This window comes from Cellulosimicrobium sp. XJ-DQ-B-000 (genome assembly GCF_031119065.1).
Taxonomy (GTDB): Bacteria; Actinomycetota; Actinomycetes; order Actinomycetales; family Cellulomonadaceae; genus Cellulosimicrobium; species Cellulosimicrobium funkei.
In genome coordinates this window covers 250718-271518 of sequence record NZ_JAVHYN010000002.1, presented here as the reverse complement: position 1 = coordinate 271518, position 20801 = coordinate 250718, and the positions used below count along the sequence as shown (strand labels likewise).

The 20801-nt window shown below is 74.3% G+C and carries 23 protein-coding genes and 3 tRNA genes; 13 read left to right on the top strand and 13 right to left on the bottom strand.

Features of this window, described 5'->3' with window-relative positions; genetic code table 11:
• Nucleotides 1–23: 23 nt before the first annotated feature.
• Nucleotides 24–500 carry a hypothetical protein gene (locus RDI86_RS05135; protein WP_143311004.1) on the top strand — a complete coding sequence of 159 codons (477 nt, stop codon included), beginning with the start codon at nt 24–26 and terminating at the stop codon, nt 498–500.
• Nucleotides 501–504: 4 nt separating this feature from the next.
• On the opposite strand, the gene RDI86_RS05130 is transcribed toward RDI86_RS05135, so the two are convergent.
• Genes RDI86_RS05130 through RDI86_RS05115 form a run of 4 tightly spaced genes read right to left on the bottom strand, consistent with a single transcriptional unit; the run spans nt 505 to nt 4386 of the window.
• Nucleotides 505–1569, bottom strand: a complete 1065-nt coding sequence (locus RDI86_RS05130) for a sulfate/molybdate ABC transporter ATP-binding protein (protein ID WP_076403537.1) — start codon at nt 1567–1569, stop codon at nt 505–507.
• Nucleotides 1566–2441, bottom strand: a complete 876-nt coding sequence (locus RDI86_RS05125; RefSeq protein ID WP_308820866.1) for a sulfate ABC transporter permease subunit — start codon at nt 2439–2441, stop codon at nt 1566–1568. The genes RDI86_RS05130 and RDI86_RS05125 overlap by 4 nt, the downstream gene beginning before the upstream one ends.
• The gene (cysT, locus tag RDI86_RS05120) at nt 2434–3324 is read right to left on the bottom strand and encodes a sulfate ABC transporter permease subunit CysT (RefSeq protein ID WP_061268316.1); all 891 of its coding nucleotides are present in this window, start codon (nt 3322–3324) and stop codon (nt 2434–2436) included. The genes RDI86_RS05125 and cysT overlap by 8 nt, the downstream gene beginning before the upstream one ends.
• A 3-nt stretch (nt 3325–3327) precedes the next feature.
• The gene (locus RDI86_RS05115; RefSeq protein ID WP_034653459.1) at nt 3328–4386 is read right to left on the bottom strand and encodes a sulfate ABC transporter substrate-binding protein; all 1059 of its coding nucleotides are present in this window, start codon (nt 4384–4386) and stop codon (nt 3328–3330) included.
• 238 nt (nt 4387–4624) lie between these two features.
• Between RDI86_RS05115 and purF the strand changes: the two genes are divergently transcribed.
• Nucleotides 4625–6172 (top strand): amidophosphoribosyltransferase, encoded by a 1548-nt coding sequence (purF, locus tag RDI86_RS05110; protein WP_031315107.1) that lies wholly within the window; start codon nt 4625–4627, stop codon nt 6170–6172.
• Nucleotides 6173–6229: 57 nt separating this feature from the next.
• Entirely contained in the window at nt 6230–7363 is a 1134-nt protein-coding gene (gene purM, locus RDI86_RS05105) for a phosphoribosylformylglycinamidine cyclo-ligase (protein WP_076403534.1), read from the top strand.
• 214 nt (nt 7364–7577) lie between these two features.
• On the opposite strand, the gene RDI86_RS05100 is transcribed toward purM, so the two are convergent.
• Nucleotides 7578–7784, bottom strand: a complete 207-nt coding sequence (locus RDI86_RS05100; RefSeq protein ID WP_021482112.1) for a DUF3073 domain-containing protein — start codon at nt 7782–7784, stop codon at nt 7578–7580.
• A 409-nt stretch (nt 7785–8193) separates the two neighbouring features.
• On the opposite strand from RDI86_RS05100, the gene RDI86_RS05095 reads away from it, so the two are divergent.
• Entirely contained in the window at nt 8194–8406 is a 213-nt protein-coding gene (locus tag RDI86_RS05095; protein WP_021482113.1) for a BldC family transcriptional regulator, read from the top strand.
• 279 nt (nt 8407–8685) lie between these two features.
• Here RDI86_RS05095 and RDI86_RS05090 read toward each other — a convergent pair whose 3' ends face one another.
• The 5 genes from RDI86_RS05090 to RDI86_RS05070 form a co-directional block, all read right to left on the bottom strand.
• Nucleotides 8686–8994, bottom strand: coding sequence for a DUF3618 domain-containing protein (locus RDI86_RS05090; protein WP_308820865.1), 309 nt, complete (start codon nt 8992–8994; stop codon nt 8686–8688).
• A complete protein-coding gene (locus RDI86_RS05085) occupies nt 8991–9413 on the bottom strand; it encodes a phage holin family protein (protein WP_021481597.1) in 423 nt (140 codons plus the stop codon). Before RDI86_RS05085 ends, RDI86_RS05090 begins: the two co-directional genes overlap by 4 nt.
• 174 nt (nt 9414–9587) lie before the next feature.
• Nucleotides 9588–9660, bottom strand: a tRNA-Phe gene (locus RDI86_RS05080).
• A gap of 50 nt (nt 9661–9710) precedes the next feature.
• A tRNA-Asp gene (locus RDI86_RS05075) sits at nt 9711–9784 on the bottom strand.
• 163 nt (nt 9785–9947) lie between these two features.
• Nucleotides 9948–10020, bottom strand: a tRNA-Glu gene (locus RDI86_RS05070).
• A 90-nt stretch (nt 10021–10110) separates the two neighbouring features.
• Between RDI86_RS05070 and RDI86_RS05065 the strand changes: the two genes are divergently transcribed.
• The 9 genes from RDI86_RS05065 to RDI86_RS05025 all read left to right on the top strand — a co-directional run bounded on the left by RDI86_RS05065 (nt 10111) and on the right by RDI86_RS05025 (nt 17140).
• On the top strand, nt 10111–10455 hold the full coding sequence (locus tag RDI86_RS05065) for a metallopeptidase family protein (RefSeq protein ID WP_074805895.1): 345 nt from the start codon (nt 10111–10113) through the stop codon (nt 10453–10455).
• Nucleotides 10456–10495: 40 nt separating this feature from the next.
• Nucleotides 10496–10813 carry a metalloregulator ArsR/SmtB family transcription factor gene (locus RDI86_RS05060; protein WP_021481595.1) on the top strand — a complete coding sequence of 106 codons (318 nt, stop codon included), beginning with the start codon at nt 10496–10498 and terminating at the stop codon, nt 10811–10813.
• A gap of 92 nt (nt 10814–10905) precedes the next feature.
• Nucleotides 10906–11832, top strand: coding sequence for a cation diffusion facilitator family transporter (locus RDI86_RS05055; RefSeq protein ID WP_074805531.1), 927 nt, complete (start codon nt 10906–10908; stop codon nt 11830–11832).
• An 88-nt stretch (nt 11833–11920) separates the two neighbouring features.
• Nucleotides 11921–12928 (top strand): UDP-glucose 4-epimerase GalE, encoded by a 1008-nt coding sequence (gene galE, locus RDI86_RS05050; RefSeq protein ID WP_076403532.1) that lies wholly within the window; start codon nt 11921–11923, stop codon nt 12926–12928.
• A gap of 88 nt (nt 12929–13016) precedes the next feature.
• On the top strand, nt 13017–13931 hold the full coding sequence (locus RDI86_RS05045; protein WP_308820864.1) for a squalene/phytoene synthase family protein: 915 nt from the start codon (nt 13017–13019) through the stop codon (nt 13929–13931).
• Nucleotides 13928–15598 carry a phytoene desaturase family protein gene (crtI, locus tag RDI86_RS05040; protein ID WP_308820863.1) on the top strand — a complete coding sequence of 557 codons (1671 nt, stop codon included), beginning with the start codon at nt 13928–13930 and terminating at the stop codon, nt 15596–15598. The genes RDI86_RS05045 and crtI overlap by 4 nt, the downstream gene beginning before the upstream one ends.
• Entirely contained in the window at nt 15595–15933 is a 339-nt protein-coding gene (locus tag RDI86_RS05035) for a lycopene cyclase domain-containing protein (RefSeq protein ID WP_308820862.1), read from the top strand. Before crtI ends, RDI86_RS05035 begins: the two co-directional genes overlap by 4 nt.
• Complete coding sequence (locus RDI86_RS05030) at nt 15930–16274, top strand: lycopene cyclase domain-containing protein (protein ID WP_043655437.1); 345 nt, start codon at nt 15930–15932, stop codon at nt 16272–16274. The genes RDI86_RS05035 and RDI86_RS05030 overlap by 4 nt, the downstream gene beginning before the upstream one ends.
• The gene (locus RDI86_RS05025; protein ID WP_043655443.1) at nt 16271–17140 is read left to right on the top strand and encodes a prenyltransferase; all 870 of its coding nucleotides are present in this window, start codon (nt 16271–16273) and stop codon (nt 17138–17140) included. Before RDI86_RS05030 ends, RDI86_RS05025 begins: the two co-directional genes overlap by 4 nt.
• 91 nt (nt 17141–17231) lie before the next feature.
• Here RDI86_RS05025 and RDI86_RS05020 read toward each other — a convergent pair whose 3' ends face one another.
• The 3 genes from RDI86_RS05020 to RDI86_RS05010 form a co-directional block, all read right to left on the bottom strand.
• Nucleotides 17232–18689, bottom strand: a complete 1458-nt coding sequence (locus RDI86_RS05020; RefSeq protein WP_076403524.1) for a D-alanyl-D-alanine carboxypeptidase family protein — start codon at nt 18687–18689, stop codon at nt 17232–17234.
• A 347-nt stretch (nt 18690–19036) separates the two neighbouring features.
• Nucleotides 19037–20308: a threonine/serine exporter ThrE family protein gene (locus tag RDI86_RS05015; RefSeq protein WP_061268307.1), complete on the bottom strand. Its 1272-nt coding sequence runs from the start codon at nt 20306–20308 to the stop codon at nt 19037–19039.
• A 62-nt stretch (nt 20309–20370) separates the two neighbouring features.
• The gene (locus RDI86_RS05010) at nt 20371–20787 is read right to left on the bottom strand and encodes a hypothetical protein (RefSeq protein ID WP_061268306.1); all 417 of its coding nucleotides are present in this window, start codon (nt 20785–20787) and stop codon (nt 20371–20373) included.
• Between the last annotated feature and the right edge of the window lie 14 nt (nt 20788–20801).

The following is a 20801-nucleotide window of genomic DNA, read 5'->3' as shown; positions in this document are numbered from 1 at the left end:
GAAGCGCGGGTAGGGTCGTGCTCGTGAGCTCCGAGCAGTCCCGCGTGCCCGACGGCACGACCCCAGACCCGTCCGCCGCGCCCGACGCCGTCGTGCCCGACGCCGCGCGCCCCGAGGCCGGGTCCGAGGCCGCCGAGCCCGGGGGCGCTGAGCCCGAGGCCGCCGGGCCGGGGACGAGGGCGGACGAGACGCCCGGCGCGGTATCCGACGACGCCGCCTCCGCCGGTGGCGAGGAGGTCGAGATCGAGTCCGTGGTCGACCCGGCGACGGTCCGCCGCGCCCCCCGCTACCGTGCGTTCTTCACGGTCGGCATCCTCCTGGGCACGGTCCTCGGCCTGGGCATCGGTGGTGCGTGGCTCCAGTCGCCCGCCGCGGCGCCGGTCTTCAAGCCCGGCGTCTACTTCACCGTCATCCTCGTGACGTGCGCGGCGCTCGGCGCCGCGGTCGCGGGCGTGTGGGCCGTCGTCGCCGACCGCCGCAGCCTGCGCGGGCGCCGCTGACCGCTCAGCCGACGAGCGGCTCGGCCACGCGCCGGTCCGCCGGCTCGGACGCCGTACCGGTCGGGGCGCCGGCGGCGGGGGAGAGCCGCACCGCCACGCCGGGCGCCAGGCCCAGCGTCCGCGCTTCCGCGCGGGTCACGACGACGGACACCACCTCGTCGCCCGCGGTCACCTCCGCGCGCACCTCGAACCCCACGCGCGTCGTGCGCGTGACGACGCCGGTCACGCCCGCCGCGTCCGCCGTGTCCCCGATCGCGACGCCCCGGTGCAGGTGCGCCGACGGGTCGAGGCCCGCCCCGCCGTCGGGCAGGACCTCGACGTGGACGTCGTGCGGGCGGACGAGGACCCCGCCGAGGCGGGTCACCGGCCCGAGGAATCCCATGACGAAGTCGTTCGCGGGGCGGTCGTAGAGGTCGTCGGGGGTGCCGACCTGCTCGATGCGGCCCTCGTTGACGACGACGATCTCGTCCGCGACCTCGAGCGCCTCCTCCTGGTCGTGCGTGACGAACACGGTGGTCACGGGGATCTCGTCGTGCAGGCGGCGCAGCCAGTCGCGCAGCTCCTTGCGGACCTTCGCGTCGAGCGCGCCGAACGGCTCGTCGAGCAGGAGGACGCTCGGGCGGATCGCGAGCGCGCGGGCGAGCGCCATGCGCTGGCGCTGCCCGCCGGAGAGCTGCGACGGCAGCCGGTGGGCGAAGCTCTCGAGGTGCACGAGCCGTAGCAGCTCGTCGACGCGCTCGGCGATCTCGGCCTTCGGCGTGCGGCGGATCTCGAGCCCGAACGCGACGTTCCGCGCGACGCTCAGGTGCTTGAAGGCCGCGTAGTGCTGGAAGACGAAGCCCACGTTGCGGCGGCGCGCGGGCAGGTTCGTGGCGTCACGGCCCTCGATCTCGACCTGGCCGGAGTCCGGCACCTCGAGCCCGGCGACGACGCGCAGCAGCGTGGACTTGCCTCCGCCGCTCGGGCCGAGCAGCGCCGTGAGGCGGCCGGTCGGCACCGAGACGGAGACGTCGTCGAGCGCGACGAAGTCGCCGAAGGTCTTGCGGACGTTGCGGATCTCGATGCTCATGCGTCGGCCTCCGTGGGGGCGGCGGTGCGGGCGGACCTGGCGGTGCGGGGGGAGCGGCGGGGGCGGGGGCCGGCGTCGTCGTCGGAGCGCAGGAACGTCACGGCGACGATGCACGCGACGGACACCGACGCGAGGAGGAACGCGACGGCGTAGGCGGTGCCCTGCTCGAAGTCCTGGTACCGCTGCTCGACGAGCAGCGTGGACGTCTGCGTGCGGCCCTCGAAGTTGCCGGAGACGACCTTGACCGCGCCGAACTCGCCGAGGGCGCGCGCGAGCGTGAGCACGACGCCGTAGACGACGGCCCACCGGATCGCCGGCAGGGTGATGCGCCGGAACGTCTGGAGGCGGCTCGCCCCGAGGCTCGTCGCGGCGAGCTCCTCGTCGGTGCCGAGCTCCGTGAGGACCGGCACGACCTCGCGGACGACGAGCGGGAGGCACACGAACGCGGTGGCGAGGACGATGCCCGGCGGCGCGAAGATCACCTGGAGCCCGGCGTCCTCGAGAGCGCCGCCGAACCAGCCGTTCTTCCCGTACACGAGGACGAGCGAGAGCCCGACGACGATCGGCGAGACGGACAGCGGGAGGTCGAGCAGGGCGTTGAGGAGCGCCTTGCCCGGGAAGTCGTACCGGACGATGAGCATCGAGATCCCGACGCCGAACACGGTGTTGATCAGCACGACCTGCACCGCGACGGCGGCGGTGAGCTGGAGCGCGAAGACGACGGACGGGTCGGCGAGGGCCCGCTGGAACGTCTCGAGCCCGTCCGCGAACGCGCCGCGCACGACGAGCGAGACCGGCCACCCCACGAGCAGCACGAGGTACACGACCACGACGGCGCGCAGCGTGCGGCGCACCCAGGGGGAACTATCCACGGCGGGCCACCCTGCGCTGGAGGAGCTGGATCGTCGCGATGACGAGCAGCGAGACGAGGAGGAGCACCGACGCGACGGCCGCCGCCTGCTCCGGCTGGCCGTTCTCCAGGTAGCTGAGGATGCGCACGGAGCCCACCTCGGTGCGCATGGGCAGGTTCCCGGAGAGCAGCACGAGCGCGCCGTACTCGCTGATCGCACGCGCGAACGACAGCGCGGCGCCCGCGGTGATCGCGGGCGCGAGGGCCGGGAGGACGACGCGGCGGAAGGTCGTGGCCCGCGTCGCGCCGAGCGACGCGGCGGCCTCCTCGACGTCCCGGTCGAGCTCGGCGAGCACGGGCTGCACGCTGCGCACCACGAAGGGCAGCGTGACGAAGAGGAACGCGAGGAAGACGGCGGCGCGCGTGTTCGCGACGTCGACCCCCAGCGGCCCCGACGGCCCGTACAGCGCGAGCAGCACGAGGCCGGCGACGATCGTGGGGAGCGCGAACGGGATGTCGATGAGCACCTCGAGGAGCCGCTTGCCGGGGAACCGGTCGCGCACGAGGACCCACGCGATGAGCGTGCCCATGACGACGTTGACGGCAGTCACGGCGAGCGCCTGCGTGACCGTGAGTGTCAGCGCCGCGGCGGTCTGCGGCTGCGTCACAGCGGCGACGAAGGCAGGCCAGCCGCCGACGGACGTCTCGACGAGCACCGCGATCAGCGGGACGAGGGCGAGGGCCGAGAACCACACGAGCGCGACGCCGAGCCCGAGGCCGGAGGTCGCCGTGAGCCGGTAGGGGCCGTTGGGCGCCCGACGGCGCGTGCGGCCGGGAGGCGCGGCCGAGGCCGGGCGGCGCTCGCGCGCCGCCCGGCCCGGTCGTTCAGCGAGGGTCGAGGACACGGGTCACTGCTTCCCGGTCTCGGCCTGGATCTTGGTCACGAGGCCCTCGTCGCCGAAGAACTTGTCGTTCGTGGCCGACCAGCCGCCGAAGTCGTCGGCGATGGTGAGGAGCGTCGGGACGGTGGGGAACGGGTCGCTCGGGTCGTTGGCGCCCTCGACCTCGAAGTCGACGTCCCCGGTCAGGGGGCGGAAGCCCACGTGCGCGAACGCCTCCTGGCCCTCGGGCGTGAGGACGAAGTCGAGGTAGCTCTGCGCCTTAGGGTCGGCGTCGACCGTCACCGCGGCGGGGTTCTCGATGAGGAGCGTCTGGTCGGGGACCACGTAGTCGAACGTCTCGCCGTTCTGCCGCGCGAGGATCGCCTCGTTCTCATAGGAGAGCAGGACGTCGCCGGTGCCGGAGGTGAACGCCGTCGTCGCGTCGCGGCCGCTGCCGGGCAGCGCCACCGCGTTGGTGAAGAACTTCCGCAGGTACTCGGTCGCGTCCTCCTCGGAGCCGCCGTTCGCGATGACGCTGCCCCACCCGGCGAGGATGTTCCAGCGGGCCGAGCCCGAGGAACCGGGGTTCGGGGTGACGATCTCGACCCCGGGTTGGACGATGTCCTCCCAGCTCTGGATGTTCTTCGGGTTGCCCTCGCGCACCACGAGGACGACGACGGACTGGCTGACGATGCCCTGGTTCTCGCCCGCGTTCCAGTCCTCGGCGACGAGGCCCGCGTCGACGAGGCGCGTCACGTCGCCCTCGAGCGAGAAGTGCACGTAGTCGGCCTCGAGCCCGTCGGCGACCGCGCGGCTCTGGTCGCCGGACGCGCCGTACGACGTCTCCCAGGTCACGCCCTGGCCGTCCTCGGTCTCGCCCCACAGCTCCTGCGCCGCGTCGTTGCCCGCCTTCGGCACGGCGAAGCCGACGAGCGAGAGCGTCGTGGGCTCGACGTCGGAGCCGCCGTCGCCGCTCGCGTCGCCCCCGCCCGACCCGTCGACGGCGGTCGGCGCGCAGGCGGTGAGGACCAGGGCGGTGGCTGCCGCGGCAGCCGCGAGGGTGATCGTCGTCCGGAGGCGTCGCATGGTGTCGTCCTTCGTCGGGGTCCCGGGGAGCGGGAGCGGTGGTGGAACGGGCCCGGCGCGGCGGCCATACTGGACCCCCGCGGTCGGGTAAGTCGAGATTCAAGCGCGGCGTTCCCACGCAGCGAAACCCCCGACCGACAGGTGGGACGACGTAACGCCACCGTGAACGACGGCCGGGGGCCGTCCGCCTGGTCGTCCGCTTCCGCCCTCGCCCGCACGCTGTGGGACACTGAGGTACGTGGCCCCCCGCGGAGATGGACTTCTCAACCACGACCTCATGCCCGGCGAGAAAGGCCCCCAGGACGCCTGCGGCGTCTTCGGTGTCTGGGCGCCCGGCGAGGAGGTCGCCAAGCTCGCCTACTTCGGGCTCTACGCGCTGCAGCACCGCGGCCAGGAGTCGGCGGGCATCGCGACGAGCAACGGCGAGCAGATCCTCGTCTACAAGGACATGGGCCTCGTCTCCCAGGTCTTCGACGAGACGGCCCTCAACGCCCTGACGGGGCACATCGCCGTCGGGCACTGCCGGTACTCGACCACGGGCGGCGTGACGTGGGAGAACGCGCAGCCGACGCTCGGCGCCACCGCGTCCGGGACCGTGGCCCTCGGGCACAACGGCAACCTCACGAACTCCGCCGAGCTCGTCAACCTCGTCGCCGAGCGCTACGGGAGCCAGCGCCGCGGCGAGCTCGCGCGCGGCAACACGACGGACACCGCGCTCGTCACCGCGCTCCTCGCGGGCGACGCCGACCACACGCTGGAGGCGACGGCGCTCGAGGTGCTCCCGCGCTTGCGCGGCGCGTTCTCGCTCGTCTTCATGGACGAGCGCACGCTGTACGCCGCGCGCGACCCCCAGGGCGTGCGCCCGCTCGTGCTCGGCCGCCTCGAGCGCGGCTGGGTCGTCGCGAGCGAGACGCCGGCTCTGGACATCGTGGGCGCGTCCTTCGTGCGCGAGGTCGAGCCCGGCGAGCTCATCGCGATCGACGCGGAGGGCCTGCGCTCGCAGCGCTTCGCGCCCATCGAGCGCGCGGGCTGCGTCTTCGAGTACGTCTACCTGGCCCGCCCGGACACGAGCATCAACGGCCGCTCGGTGCACGCGGCGCGCGTCGAGATGGGCCGCCAGCTCGCCCGCGAGCACCCCGTCGAGGCGGATCTCGTCATCCCGGTCCCCGAGTCCGGCACGCCCGCCGCGGTCGGCTACGCCGCCGAGTCGGGCATCCCGTTCGGCCAGGGGCTCACGAAGAACGCCTACGTGGGCCGCACGTTCATCCAGCCGTCGGACACGCTGCGCCAGCTCGGCATCCGGCTCAAGCTCAACCCGCTGCGCGACGTGATCCGCGGCAAGCGGCTCGTCGTCGTCGACGACTCGATCGTGCGCGGCAACACGCAGCGCGCGCTCGTGCGCATGCTGCGCGAGGCCGGCGCGGCGGAGGTGCACGTGCGCATCAGCTCGCCGCCCGTGAAGTGGCCGTGCTTCTACGGCATCGACTTCGCGTCGCGCGCCGAGCTCATCGCGAACGGCCTCTCGCCGCACGAGATCGGCCAGTCGCTCGGTGCCGACAGCCTCGGCTACATCTCGACCGAGGGCATGATCTCGGCGACCGAGCAGCCGTCGTCCCAGCTCTGCACGGCGTGCTTCACCGGCAAGTACCCCATCGAGCTGCCGCCGGACGACCAGCTCGGCAAGCACCTCCTCGAGCAGGCCGAGCTCCCGCTCGGGGCGCCCGAGGACGGGCTGCGCAGCCTCTCGGTGACCGCCGGCGGCGCCGGCGCCCTCCAGCACCCCTGACCCGCACCCTCCGCACCACCGGCGCGCGCGCCGCGAGACACCTTTGGAGCCGACACCATGACTGCCGACTCGCCCCGCACGGGCCTCACCTACGCCGCCGCGGGGGTCGACACCGAGGCCGGTGACAAGGCCGTCGAGCTCATGAAGGACGCCGTGCGACGCACCCACGGGCCGCAGGTCCTCGGTGGCGTCGGCGGGTTCGCCGGGCTCTACGACTTCTCCGAGGTCGCGACGTACCGCCGTCCGCTGCTCGCGACGTCGACCGACGGCGTCGGCACCAAGGTCGCGATCGCCCAGGCGCTCGACGTGCACGACACGATCGGCTTCGACCTCGTCGGCATGGTCGTCGACGACATCGTGGTGGTGGGCGCCAAGCCGCTGTTCATGACCGACTACATCGCGTGCGGCAAGGTCGTGCCCGAGCGCATCGCGGGCATCGTGCGGGGCATCGCCGCCGCCTGCGAGGTCGCCGGCACCGCGCTCGTCGGCGGCGAGACGGCCGAGCACCCGGGCCTGCTCGGCGAGGACGAGTACGACGTCGCGGGCGCGGCCACGGGCGTCGTCGAGGCGGACGCGCTGCTCGGCCCGGAGCGCGTGCGCGAGGGCGACGTGCTCGTCGCCATGGCGTCGTCGGGCCTCCACTCGAACGGCTACTCGCTCGTGCGCGCCGTGCTGAAGCACGCGGGCTGGGGCCTCGAGCGGCACGTGGACGAGCTCGGCCGCACCGTCGGCGAGGAGCTGCTCACCCCCACGCGCGTCTACGCGAGCGACTGCCTCGCCCTGGCCGCCGACGACGCGGCTCAGGTCCACGCGTTCACGCACGTCACGGGCGGCGGCCTGGCCGCGAACCTCGCGCGCGTCCTCCCGGCCGGGCTCGTCGGGGTCGTGGACCGGGGGAGCTGGGACGTCCCGCCCGTCTTCCGCCTCGTGCGCGAGCTGGGCGGGGTGCCGCGCGGCGACCTCGAGAACACCCTCAACCTCGGCGTCGGGATGGTCGCGGTCGTGGGCGCGGACGGCGTCGACGCCGCCCTGGCGCGGTGCGCCGCGCTCGGCGTGCCCGCGTGGGTGCTCGGCACGGTCGAGGCGTTCGACCCGGACGCGGCCCGTGACCTCGCCGACGGCGACCTGGTCGCCGGCACCAAGGGCGTCCAGGCGGGCGCGGTGCGGCTCGTCGGGGACTACCGCTCCTGATCACCGCCCGGTCGGGTCGGCGCGCGGATCGTGGCGTCGGCCCGGCCAGGGCTGCTTTCCCGCGGGCGTGACGGGTCGATCCGTCAACGATGTCGCGGTGGGGTGATCCGCCGCGGACGCACGACGACGGCGCCACCGCCTGCGGGCAGGCGGCGGCGCCGTCGAGGTCAGGTGCGTCCGTGCGAGACGGCGGAGGGGGTGTCGCGGACGACCGTCAGCGGTCGTCGGACCAGTCGTTGTAGCGCTGGTCGTAGCGCTCGAGGTCGTCCGGCTCGGCGCCGAAGCGCGAGTCCGTCACGACATCCGTACGGCTGTGACCCGTGAGCTCCTGCTCGAGCGCACTGTAGTTCGTCTCGGGGCTGTAGTACTTCAGCGCGCGAGCGACCTTGGTCTGCTTTGCCTTCTGACGGCCGCGGCCCATGGCTCCGACCCCCTCAACGTAGAAGCGGGGCGGCAACGTACTCAGACGTGCGGCCCCGGGGTGTAGTTTCGTCTGTTCAGGGTCCAACGGTACATGCTCAGGGCCTATTCCATCCACTCAGAGACCCTGGCCGAGCCGTGGACGTGCCTACCGTCACACAGTCTCCACCGCGCGGCCCCGCCCGGACCGGGTCGGGCGGTGCGGAGGGCCCCTGCGGACCACCTGCGGCAACGCTCTCGTATGCCGCAGGAGCGCCTATCCGGCCGATCCGACCATAGAGCGCCTAATTCACCCGTCCGTCAAGTCGCCCGAAATCCGCATGCTGCGACAATGGAAGGTACTGGCGTCGTGCTGTCGTCGTGATCCGGGGTATCTGCCGGACCAGCGCGTACCAGGAGGAGGTGTCGTGATGTCCATGCACGGGGAGTCCGAAGTTCTGCTCACGCCCGCCGAGGTCGCCAGCCTTTTCCGCGTCGACCCCAAGACCGTCACCCGCTGGGCGAAGGCGGGCAAGCTGTCGTCGATCCGCACCCTCGGTGGCCACCGGCGCTACCGCGAGTCCGAGGTCCGGGCCCTGCTCGGCGCCGCGAGCGAGCCCGCGGACGGTACCGACAAGTCCTGACCCGGGGTCGCGCCCGGCCCACGGCCCACGGCGCGCCGACGTGGCGGCGCGCACCCGAACGGACGCCGGCACGACGCACGTTCTCGGTCGGCGCCGGCCTTGCCACCCAGCCCTGCGCGCGTGCGACGCTCCCGCACGCCGGATGGCCCGCGTCCCCGAACCCTCCCCGCGTGCCGGACGCCCCGCGCGTCGTCGAACCCTCCCGCACGCCGGAACGCCGCCGACCCCGCGTCCGGTGGAGCACCGGCGCGGGATCGACGGCGTTCGTCGACGGGGTCGCTACGAGCGGCGGCGGAGGATCGCCGCGGCCACCAGCGCGACGCCGACCACGGCGGCGCCCAGCAGCAGCTTGACGTTGCGGGACCGGTCCGGGTCCTCCTCGGGCAGCCCGTTGCCGGAGAGGAACGCCCCGGTGTCGCTCGCCGCCTGCTTCGCCTGCTGCGCGGCGGCCTTGGCCTGGACGCGCGGGTCGAGCCGCGTCGTGAGCTCGTCGATCGTCCCCGCGAGCTCCTTGCGGGTGCTCGCGATCTCGTCCTCGAGCTGGGACGGGGAGAGCTGGGGGTCGGGGGTCTCGCCGGTTCCGCTCACGGGCGCAGTCCTTCCTTGATGGTCGCGACGTCTTCCTTGATGCTCTCGACCGCACCGGTCGGCGTCGGCGGCACGCCCCGCTGGAGCTGCTTGACGCCGACGAACGCGAGCGTACCGGCGACCAGCACGAGGACGCCGCCGACGATCAGCGCCGCGAGCCACAGCGGCATGGCGGTCGCGAGGCCCTCCATGGCGGAGTGCAGCAGGAAGCCCAGGCCGTACAGCACGAGCACGCCGCCGACGACGAGCAGGCCGATGCCGATGCCGGCGTGCTTCGCCTTCGTCGTGAGCTCGGCCTTCGCGAGGGCGATCTCCGAGCGGACGAGGCGGGTCGCCTGCTCGGACAAGCGCTCCACGAGCTGTCCGACCGTCGGCTTCTGCTCCTCGGGCGGGATGCGCCCGTCGATCCAGTCGCTCATCTCTCAGCCTTTCCGCAGGTGATCCCCCACCACTCAACCGGCACCGGGGTCGGCGCGCAACTTCCCCGGGGGTGCTCGCGGTGCCCCGGGGGCGAGGAGGGTCGCGCGAGGGACGCCGCGCCGGCTCGGGACGCAGAAGACCCCCGTCCGGAATCCCGGGCGGGGGTCTCTCGGTGGCTCCGACCGGCGTCGATCCGGTGACCTTTCGATTTTCAGTCGAACGCTCTACCAACTGAGCTACAGAGCCATGGGGGAAGAGCCCGGCCGGCCGATGCCGACCGGGCTCTTCGCCTCACGCGACCCTGACGGGACTTGAACCCGCGACCTCCGCCGTGACAGGGCGGCGCGCTAACCAACTGCGCTACAGGGCCTTGCTGTTCTTCGCGAGACACACCTTAGCACCAGGGAACCCGGTGGTTTTCACCAGTGATCCTGGCGGTGTGGTGGCCCGCATTCGAACCGAGAGGATCGTACCGTACCGGTGAGCCGATCCGTAAATCCGCCGGTGACCACCGGTCCCGACGCGATCTCGCGTACCCCCAACGGGATTCGAACCCGTGCTACCGCCGTGAAAGGGCGGGGTCCTAGGCCGCTAGACGATGGGGGCTCAGGAACGTCGGCCAGTGTACAGCGGCACCGCCCGGGGCTCCTCGTCGGATCCGCCGCCCGCGCGGGGGAGGATGGGCGGGTGGTGGAGATGACGCGGGCCGAGTTCGAGGACGCCGTGCGCGACGGGCTGGACCTCGTGCCCGAGGACCTGGCGGCGCAGATGGACAACGTCGTGGTGCTCGTCGAGGACGACGCGCCCGACGACGACCCTGAGCTGCTCGGGCTCTACGAGGGGGTCCCGCTCACGGAGCGGGACCACATGTGGGCGGCGGGCGCGCTGCCCGACCGCATCACGATCTTCCGCAACCCGACGCTCGCCATCTGCGAGACGCGCGAGGACGTGGTCGAGGAGGTGGCGGTGACCGTCGTCCACGAGATCGCGCACCACTTCGGTATCGACGACGACCGGCTGCACGAGCTCGGCTGGGGCTGAGCCCGGGCGGTCCGGGGTCGCCGATCGCTAGGATCGGCGGGTGACGACGAGCGCCGCGAGCGACCCCCGGCACGACGGCGCGCACGACCACGAGGCGGTCGCGCGCCTGCTCCACGCGCTCGCCGAGCCGCGCCGCCTCGCGATCGTGCACCTGCTCACGGGCTCGGAGCGCCGGGTCGTCGACCTCACGCGCGAGCTCGGGCTGGCCCAGTCGACCGTCTCGGAGCACCTCACCACGCTGCGCGAGGTCGGGGTCGTCGCGGTGCGGCGGGAGGGCCGGTCGTCCTGGTACCGCCTCGTGCGCCCGGAGGTCGCGCACCTCCTCGCCGACGCGGAGCACGTCGCCCTCGCCCCCTGACCCCTGCTCGTGACGCGTGTCACGGCGCGCCCCGCCTAGAAAACATCGGTGTTCATCGATATCATCGGCATCTACCGATGAATGGAGGATCGATGGGAGCGGGTCACGACCACGGCGCAGGTGGCCTCGACGCGCCCGACCACCGCAGGCGGCTCGCCGTCGCGTTCGGCATCACCGCGACGATCCTCGCGGCCCAGGCCGTCGGCGCGGTGCTCACGGGGAGCCTGGCGCTCCTGACGGACACGGCGCACATGCTCACCGACGCGGTCGGGCTGGCCGTCGCGCTGGTCGCGGCGTCGCTCGCGCTGCGCCCGGCGACCAAGCACCGCACGTGGGGCTTCCGCCGTGTCGAGGTGCTCGCGGCCCTCGCGCAGGCGGCGCTGCTCCTCGCCGTCGGCGCGTACGCCGCCGTCGAGGGCGTCCGGCGCCTGCTCGAGCCGCCCGAGGTGCCCTCCTCCGAGCTGCTCGTGTTCGGGATCGTCGGTCTCGTGGGGAACCTCGTCGCCATCGCGGTCCTCGCGTCGGGGCGACGCGCGAACCTCAACCTGCGCGCCGCGTTCCTCGAGGTGGTCAACGACGCGCTGGGCTCCGTCGGGGTCATCGTGGCCGCCGTCGTGATCGCCACGACGGGCTACCAGCGGGCTGACGCCATCGCCGGCCTGCTCATCGCCGTCCTCATCGTGCCGCGCGCGTTCCGCCTCCTGCGCGAGGCGACGGCCGTCCTCATGGAGTTCACGCCCGAGGGCCTGGACCTCGACGACGTCCGGCGGCACATCCTCTCGCTCGACCACGTCGAGGACGTCCACGACCTGCACGCCTCCACGGTCGCGACAGGGCTCCCGACGATCTCGGCGCACGTCGTCGTGGACGACGCGTGCTTCCGGGACGGTCACGCGCTGGAGATCGTCGAGCGCGTGCGCACGTGCGTCGCCCACCACTTCCCGGTCTCCGTCGAGCACTCGACCTTCCAGCTCGAGACGGCCGCCCTGCGCGACCGCGAGGCGCACGGCCACGCCTGAGGGCGCCGTCGGGCCTCCCAGCGGTGCGCGAGCGGACGCCCTGGGGACGACCCGTCGCCGTGCGGGGCGCGCCCACTAGGGTGGTGCCATGACGATCCTCGTGACCGGCGGAGCCGGGTACATCGGCGCGCACGTGGTGCGCCTCCTGCAGGAGCGCGGCGAGAAGGTGGTGGTGGTCGACGACCTGAGCACGGGCCGCGCGGACCGGGTCGGTGACGCGGTGCTGGTCGAGGTCGACGTCGCGTCGCCCGAGGCCGTGGACGTGCTCACGCGCGCCATGACCGAGCACGACGTGCGCGCGGTCGTCCACTTCGCGGCGCGCAAGCAGGTGGGGGAGTCGGTCGAGAAGCCGGCCTGGTACTACCAGCAGAACGTCGGGGGCTTCACGAACCTCGTCACCGCGATGCAGGCGGCCGGCGTCGACCGTCTCGTCTTCTCGTCGTCCGCGGCGACGTACGGCATGCCGTCGGTGTCCCTGGTCGAGGAGAAGCTGCACGCCGAGCCGATCAACCCCTACGGCGAGACGAAGCTCGTGGGGGAGTGGCTGGGCCGGGCCGCGGGCCGCGCGTGGGGGCTGCGGTTCGTCGCCCTGCGCTACTTCAACGTCGCCGGTGCGGGCTGGCCGGACCTGGGCGACCCCGCCGTGCTCAACCTCGTGCCCATGGTCCTCGACCGCCTCGAGCGCGGCGAGCGGCCCAAGATCTTCGGGGACGACTACCCCACGCCGGACGGTACGTGCATCCGGGACTACATCCACGTCCTCGACCTCGCGCAGGCCCACCTCGCCGCGCTCGAGTACCTGGGTGTGGACGAGCGTCCGTTCGACGTCTTCAACGTCGGCACGGGTGAGGGCTCCTCGGTGCGCGAGGTGATCGACGAGATCGGGCGCGTCAGCGGGCTCGACGTCACGCCGGAGGTCCTGCCGCGTCGCGCGGGCGACCCGCCGCAGCTCGTCGGGAACCCCCGCCGCATCAACGAGCTCTTCGGCTGGCGCGCCACGAACGGCCTGCCGGAGATCATCGCGTCGGCGTGGGAGGCCTGGCAGGCCGGGCCCCGCCGCATCGACACGACGCGCGAGGCCGCCTCCGAGGTGTGAAATCCGGCGTCCCGTGCGACCCTACATCCCTCAGCATGCTGAGGATCGACCGGGGAGGTTCCCCGGCGACGGAAGACGGGACGACGACGTGGGTGACGAGAGCGACCCGGCACGGCTGTACGACCTGACCGCCGCACGCACGAGCCGGGTCGTGCTGGCGGCGTACTCGACCTCGTTCGGGCTGGGCGCGCGCCTGCTCGACGCCCCGACCCGCGACGGGATCGACGCGGTGTACGGGCTCGTGCGGATCGCCGACGAGGTCGTGGACACGCGCCGCGGCGACGGCGCAGCAGACCTCCTCGACGAGCTGGAGGCGGAGACCGCGCGGGCGCTCGACCGCGGCTGGTCGACGAACCTCGTCGTCCACTCGTTCGCCCGCGCCGCGCGCCGCTGCGGGTTCGGGCACGACGAGGTCGACCCGTTCTTCGCCTCGATGCGCACCGACCTCACGGTCCGCGTGCACGACCGCGAGAGCTACGAGCGGTACGTGTACGGCTCGGCCGAGGTCGTCGGCCTCATGTGCCTCGCGGTGTTCCTCAACGCGCGGCGTCGCCCCGGAGAGCCGCTGCACGTCCCGGACCCGGCGCTGGTCCGGGGCGCCCGCGCGCTCGGCGCGGCGTTCCAGAAGATCAACTTCCTGCGCGACCTGCGCACCGACCACGACGAGCTCGGGCGCGCCTACCTGCCCGGCGTCGTCCCCGGCCGACTGCGCCGCCGGGACGTCGAGGCGTTCTGCCGCGAGGTCGAGGGCGACCTCGCCGCCGCCCGCGCCGCGCTCCCCGGGCTCCCGGTGCGCCCGCGCATCGCCGTGGCCGCGACCGTCGCCGTCTACGAGCGGCTCCTGGCGCGGCTCGCCGCGACGCCGCCGGAGGACATCCTGCGTGCGCGCGTGCGCATCCCGGACACGATGAAGGTCGCGCTCGCGGCGCGCGCCGCCGGCGGCCAGCTCCTCGGCCAGGTGGCGTCCGCCCGGTCCCCGCGCCCGCGGAAGGTGCTCGCGTGAGGGCTCCGCGCGTCGTCGTCGTCGGAGGGGGGATCGCCGGGCTCGCCACCGCCGCCCTGCTCGCGCGCGGCGGCGCCCGCGTCACCCTGCTCGAGCGGCACGACGAGGTGGGCGGTCGCGCGGGCACGCTCGAGGTGGACGGCTTCCGCTTCGACACCGGCCCGTCCTGGTACTTCATGCCCGAGGTGTTCGAGCACTTCTTCGGGCTGCTCGGCGCGCGCGTCGAGGACCACCTCGACCTCGTCCCGCTCGACCCGGCGTACCGGGTGTTCTTCGAGCCGGGCGCGGACGGCGCGGCGTCGACATTCGAGCTGTCCGGCAACGCCGGGGTCAACCGGTCGCGGCTCGACGCGATCGAGCCGGGAGCCGGGGGCCGGATCGCCGCGTACGCCGAGGACGCGAGCGAGGCGTACGGGCTGGCGCTCGACCACTTCCTCTACACGACGTTCGAGCGCCCCGACCGGGCGCTCTCGCCCTCGGTGCTGCGTCGGCTGCCGCGCCTGGCCGGTCTCCTGCGCGAGTCGCTCGCCGACCGCGCCGCGCGCGCCGTGGAGGACCCTCGGCTCCAGCAGCTCCTCGGGTACCACGCCGTGTTCCTCGGGTCGTCGCCCTACCGCGCGCCCGCGCTCTACTCGCTCATGAGCCACCTCGACCTCGTCGACGGCGTCCAGTACCCCCGCGGGGGCATGTACACGCTCATCGAGGCCGTCGAGCGGCTCGCGCGCGCCGCGGGCGCGGAGGTGCGCACCGGCGCGGACGTCGCCGGGATCGAGGTCGTGCCCGGCGCCGGTCGCCGCGGGCGGGTCGCCGGCGTGCGCCTCGCGTCGGGCGAGCTCGTCGAGGCGGACGTCGTCGTGTCGGCCGCCGACCGGCACCACACGGAGACGGCGCTCCTCGAGCCGCGCTGGGCCGACCTCCCCGCCGTGGCGTGGGAGGACAAGGGTCCCGGCATCTCCGCGCTGCTCGTGCTCGCGGGCGTCCGCGGCGAGCTGCCCGAGCTCGCGCACCACTCGCTGTTCTTCACGAAGGACTGGCCCGCCAACTTCGACGCGGTGCTCGGCCCGGACCGTCGCAGCGACCCTCGCGGCCTGCGCGTGCCGGAGCCCGCCTCGCTCTACGTGTCGCGCACGAGCGCGACGGACGGGCCGACGTCGGCCGCCCCCGCGGCGCCGCCCGGCCACGAGAACCTGTTCCTCCTCGTGCCGTTCCCCGCCGACCCGACGCTCGGCGGCGACGAGCCGTCGCAGCGCACGCTCGAAGGGCTGGCCGACCGCTACCTCGCCCAGGTGGGGCGCTGGGCGGGGGTCGAGGATCTCCCGGGGCGCGTCGTCACGCGACGCGTGCTCGGGCCAGCGCACTTCGCGACCGAGCTCTCGGCGTGGCGCGGCGGCGCGCTCGGCATGGAGCACACCCTGCGGCAGTCCGCGCTGTGGCGCCCGGGGAACGCGTCCCGCCGTGTCGACGGGCTCTACCACGCCGGAGGTGGCACGATCCCGGGCGTGGGACTGCCGATGTGCCTGATCAGCGCCGAGCTCGTCGCCAAGCGGCTGCTCGGCGAGACGTCCGCGCGCCCGCTGCCCGAGCCGCTGCGCGAGGGCTTCCTCGCCGCGAGCCGCCGGCCCGAACGGCTCCGGCCGGCGGACCGGCCGGTGGCGGTCCGCCGGTGACGGGCCTCGCCTACCTCGGTGCGCTCGCGGTCTCGCTCGGCGGCCTCGCCGTGCTCGACCGCCGGTTCCGGCTCGCGTTCTGGTCCGACCCCCGGCGCGCCTCGCTCACGGTCGGTCTCGGCGTCGTCGGGTTCCTCGCCTGGGACGTCGCGGGCCTCGCGCTCGGGATCTTCGCGCGCGGGGAGAGCCCCTGGATGACCGGGCTGCTGCTCGCGCCCGACCTCCCCGTCGAGGAGGCGGTGTTCCTGACGCTCCTGTGCTACAACGCGCTGCTCGTCTGGCGGGGCGCCGAGCGCGTGCTCGCGGCCCGCCGCGCCGGGGAGGACGACGCGTGACGAACATCGTGCTCAACGTCATCGTCCTCGCGGTGCTCGTCGCGGTGTCGTGGCGCGTGCTGCGCCGGCTGCGACCCGGGCCGCTCGTGTGGACGGCCGTCGTGATGTGCGTGCTCACCCTCGTGTTCGACACGCTGATGATCGCGGCCGACCTGTACGTCTACCACCCGGACAAGATCCTCGGCGTCTACCTGTGGGGGGCGCCGCTCGAGGACTTCGCGTACGCGCTCGCCGCCGCGCTCGGGATGCCGGTGCTGTGGACGGTGCTCGGCGCCCGCGGTCGCGACCGCACCGCCGGCCGCGGGTCCGGGCGCGGGCGTGCCACGGAGGACGACCGGTGAAGGACGTCCTCGCCGCGTCGCGGCCCTTCTCCTGGATCAACACCGCGTACCCCTTCGCCGCGGGGTACCTCGTGGCGACCGGCGGGCGCGTCGACCTCGCGCTCGTCGTCGGGACGCTGTACTTCCTCGTGCCGTACAACCTGCTCATGTACGGCGTGAACGACGTCTTCGACTACGCGAGCGACCTGCGGAACCCGCGCAAGGGCGGCATCGAGGGCGCGCTGGCGGACCCGGCGACCGCGCGCGTCACGCACCGGCGCATCCTGCGCGCGTGCGTCGCGACCAACGTGCCGTTCCTCGTCGCGCTCCTGCTCCTCGGCGACCCGCTCGCGGGCGCGGTCCTCGCGCTCGTGGTGTTCGGCGTCGTCGCCTACTCGGCGCCCCGGCTGCGGTTCAAGGAGCGCCCGTTCCTCGACTCGTTCACCTCGGCGATGCACTTCGCCGGGCCGCTGCTGTACGCGCTCGTGCTCGTCGACGCGGACCTGTCCGCGCGCGCCGTCTGGCCCGTGCTCGTCGGCTTCGTGCTCTGGGGCATGGCGTCGCACGCGTTCGGCGCGGTGCAAGACGTGCGCGCGGACCGCGAGGGCGGCATCGCGTCCGTCGCGACGGCGATCGGCGCGCACGCGACCGTGCTCGCCGCGGCGGCGGCGTACGTCGGGGCGGCCGTCGTGCTCGCGGTGCTCCCGTGGCCCGGCGTCCTCGCCGCTCTGCTCCCGCTGCCGTACGCCGTCAACGTGCTGCGGTTCCGCGACGTGCGCGACGACGACTGCGAGCGCGCCAACGCCGGGTGGCGGGCGTTCCTGTGGCTCAACCTCGTCACCGGGTTCCTCGTGACGATGCTGCTCCTCGCGGACGCCCTCACCTGACGCGCCCCGCGTCGCCGGGCACGGACGACGACGGCCCCGGTCCCGCGAGGTCGTCGCGGTGCCGGGGCCGTCGTCGTGGGGGAGCGGCCCGTCAGGAGATGTCGCCGTACTCCCAGTGCCAGGGCTCGTTCTTCGAGCCGCCGGCGCGGGCCCACTCGGGGTTCTCCCACCCGTAGGCCGGCGCGTTGGCGCGCATCCACTCGTACTGCGCGGTGCCGTAGCTCTGGATGCCGCCGCCGAGGTCGAGCGCGAGCGCCCAGCCGTGGTTCGACATGCCGGGCGGCGCCGCGAAGTAGCCGCGGGACGCCTTCACGGCGACCTGGGACGCGTACGAGCGGTACGAGTCCGTGACGGACAGGTTCGCGCCGAACGCCTCGCGGTACTTCTCGTTGAGGGCCTCGATCTGGTGGGCGGCGTCGCAGCGGAGCTGCTCGCCGGGCGCGAACGACAGCTCGCACAGCGCGCTCGCCGGGATCTGGCCGTTGCCGTAGCCCGCGGTGGACGTGGCCCACTGGTCGAGCTGGGCGGCGACCTCCTCGGCCGACGGCGGTCCGGGCACGACCTGGACGGTCACGCCCGAGCCGGCGGCGTCGAGCAGGGTCGTGAGCTCCGCCGTCAGCGCGGCGATCTCCTCCGTGCCGGCGGGAGCCGCCGGGTCCGCGGGTGCCTCGGCGTCTGCGGCCGGGGCACCGGCGTTCGCGTTCCCCGTACCGGTGGTGAGGTCGGGCGCGTCGGTCGCGGTGTCCGCGGCCGCCGCGTCCTCCTCGGGCGACTCGGTCGCCGCGTCGGCGCCGGCCGACGGCGCGGCGGCGTCCGTCCCGGGCGTGGCGTCGTCGGGCGCCGTGGCCAGGCCCGGCGTCGCGGTGCCGAGCTTCGGGACCGCGGCCTCGAGCTCGTCGAGCGGCGTGCGGGCCGAGGACCGGCTCGCACGGTCGTCGGCGCGGCCGTCGAGCGCGGGCACGCTCGCGCCGAGCGTCTCGGCGGCGGTGAGCGTGTCGTCGGTCGCGGGCTCCTCGGTGGCCTCGGCGGTCGCCGTGGCGCCGTCGTCCGGGCTCGCGAGCCCGGACCCCGCGGGGGAGCCGAGGAGCGTGGTGGCATCCTCGGACGGGGACGCCTCGGACACGGCCTCGCTGAGCCGCGTGCGCGCGTCCTCGATCTGGGCGACCTGCTCGGGCGTGAGCGCCGCGGCGCCCTCCCCGGTGAGGAACTGGGCCCGGACGAGCACGTCGCCCGCGGCGTCGACGGTCGCCGGGTCGGCCGTCGCCGGGGCGGCGGACGTCCCGAGGGACACGGGGGCGACCGCGGTGCCGGGGGTCGGCGCGCCGGCGGGCGCCGCCTCGGTCGCGTCGGTCGCCGCGGACGGCACCGCGCCGTTGGCGAAGGCCGCCGCGGCGGTGCTCGCGGTGAGCGCGACGGCCGCGACGGCGGCGCCGGTCCCGAGCGTGCGGCGGCGCCGGGGCGCGGCAGAGCCGGTCCCGTGCGTGCCACGGCGGGCAGCGGAGACGAGTGCGGCGGGGAACGAGGCCCGGCGCGCGGTGTGGCGGCCCATCTAGCGCGCCTCGCCGCGGACGGCGGGGTACGCGCCGGTGGTGCCGGTCGGGGTGGACGTGAGGTGCTGTGCAGTGGTCAAGCGGACGATCCGATCATCGGGTCGTGGTCGCGGGCATCGAGCGCGGCGCGCTCCGGTCCCTGGGCACCTGCGCAGGGGAGCGCGGGGTGACCACGACGGCGTGCGGTCGGGCGGGACGCGAGCGCGCCCTCTCACCACGACGCCGACAGGCACGGTCTCGGGGTGGACCGCGGAGGCCTGTCGGCTGTTCCATCTTCAACTAGACGGACGTCCAGAGGGGTGGGCTCACGAGGGGAAGCCCCGGGAATGGCGTGGGGACCGTGTGCTCAGGACGTGAAGAGGGTACGTGTCACGCGTCCTGCGTCGCGCGTGACCGCCGAGCCGACGAGCGTCCCGAGCGCGATCCCGAACACGGCGACGACCGCGTTCGCGATCTCCTGCGCGGCCTCCGGGCCCCCGTTCACGAGGTCGGAGAGACCCAGGAGGCTCAGGGCACCGGGCACGAGGAGCCAGAACGCGGGCAGCGTCGTGACGGCCGCCGGCGGCCCGTGCCGCGAGCGCTCGACGAGCGCGGCGAGCGGGGCGATGACGAGCGCCCCGAAGAACCCGGCGAGGGGCGCCGCGGCGAGCGACCCCAGGAGCTGGGCCGCGTAGGCGCCCAGCAGCACGAGCAGGACCCAGGGGAGCGACCCGCGCGGGGACGACGCGAAGAGCATCTGCCCCAGCCCGACGGCGAGGATCCCGACCCACGGCGCCCACCACCCGAGGTGGTCGCCCTGCGGTGCCGCGACGAGCGGGCCCCCGACGGCGGCGCCGGCGACGACGCCGAACACGAGGAGCAGGAGCTGCGCGACGCCGTAGACGAGCCGGCTCGCCCCCGCGACGATCTGGTTGCTCGTCAGCTCGATCGCCGCGACGGTGAGCACCGACCCGGGCAGGAACGACACGAGCGGCGGGACGAGCACGCTCAGCGGGTCGTCGCCCAGCCACGGGTGCACCACGTCCACGGCGAGGAGCGTGACGACGAACGCCGCGACGACGGGCAGGGCGGTCGCGAGCGTGGGCCACCGCGTGCCGAGCCAGCGCAGCGCCCCGACGAGCAGCCCGAGCGCGAGGTAGACGGGCAGGAGCGGGCCCGTCGGGTTGAGCACGAGGCCGAACCCGACGGTGAGCAGCCCGTGCCCGACGACGGTGAGCACGGGCCCGAACCGGGGCGGGCGGGCGACGATCGCGCGCAGCTGCGCCCGCGCGTCGGCGAGCGGGACGTCCGACGTGCGCAGGCGGCGCACGAGCGTCATGAGCGCCCCGATCTGGTCGAGGTTGAGACCGCTCGCCTCCGCGGCCGAGAAGTCCGCGACCGCGCCGCTCTCGGTGCTCACCCGGACGAAGACGCCCGTCGGCAGGACGAGGGTGCCCACGGTCGAGGCGCCCGACCGCCGGGCGACCGCCTCGAGGTCGTCCTCGACGTCGGTGACCGAGCGGCCGGAGTCGAGGAGCGCCGTCCCGAGCTCGCGCAGGAGGGGCACGAGGTCGGGCGAGACCTCGGGCGGCTCGGGCTCGGCAGCGAGCGGCGGTTCGTCGCCCAGCGCGCGCAGCACCCGGCGCACGACGCCCGGGGCACGCCGGACGTCGTCGAGCCAGGTCGCGTGCCGGCGGCGGGTCAGGGCGGGCCCTCCGTGCTCACGGCGACGAGCGCGAGCAGGGCGTCCGCGTAGGCGTCGGCCGCGTCGGCGGCGCGGTGCTCGGCCGCCTCGCCGAGGACCTCGGTGCGCACGACGTACCCGTCGGCGGTCCGTTCGAGCGCGCGGAACGTGCCGCCGAGCAGCTCGCGGAGCTGGCCCTCCAGCGGGTGCCACAGCGCGTCCTCGAGCGCGACGGAGTCGAGCGCCCACTCCGTCGTGCCGTTGAAGCCGAGCACGACGCCGGTGTCGAACTCGTGCGGCTCGATGGTCATGTCGCTCACGGTGAAGACGTCGCCGTCGGCGCCGGTGGTGAGGAGGCGGAAGCGGTCGCCCGAGGCGGGGGACCACCGCACGCCCGCGTCGCGCAGGGCGAGCGCGAGCTCCCACGAGATCATGCCTGCCACGGTAG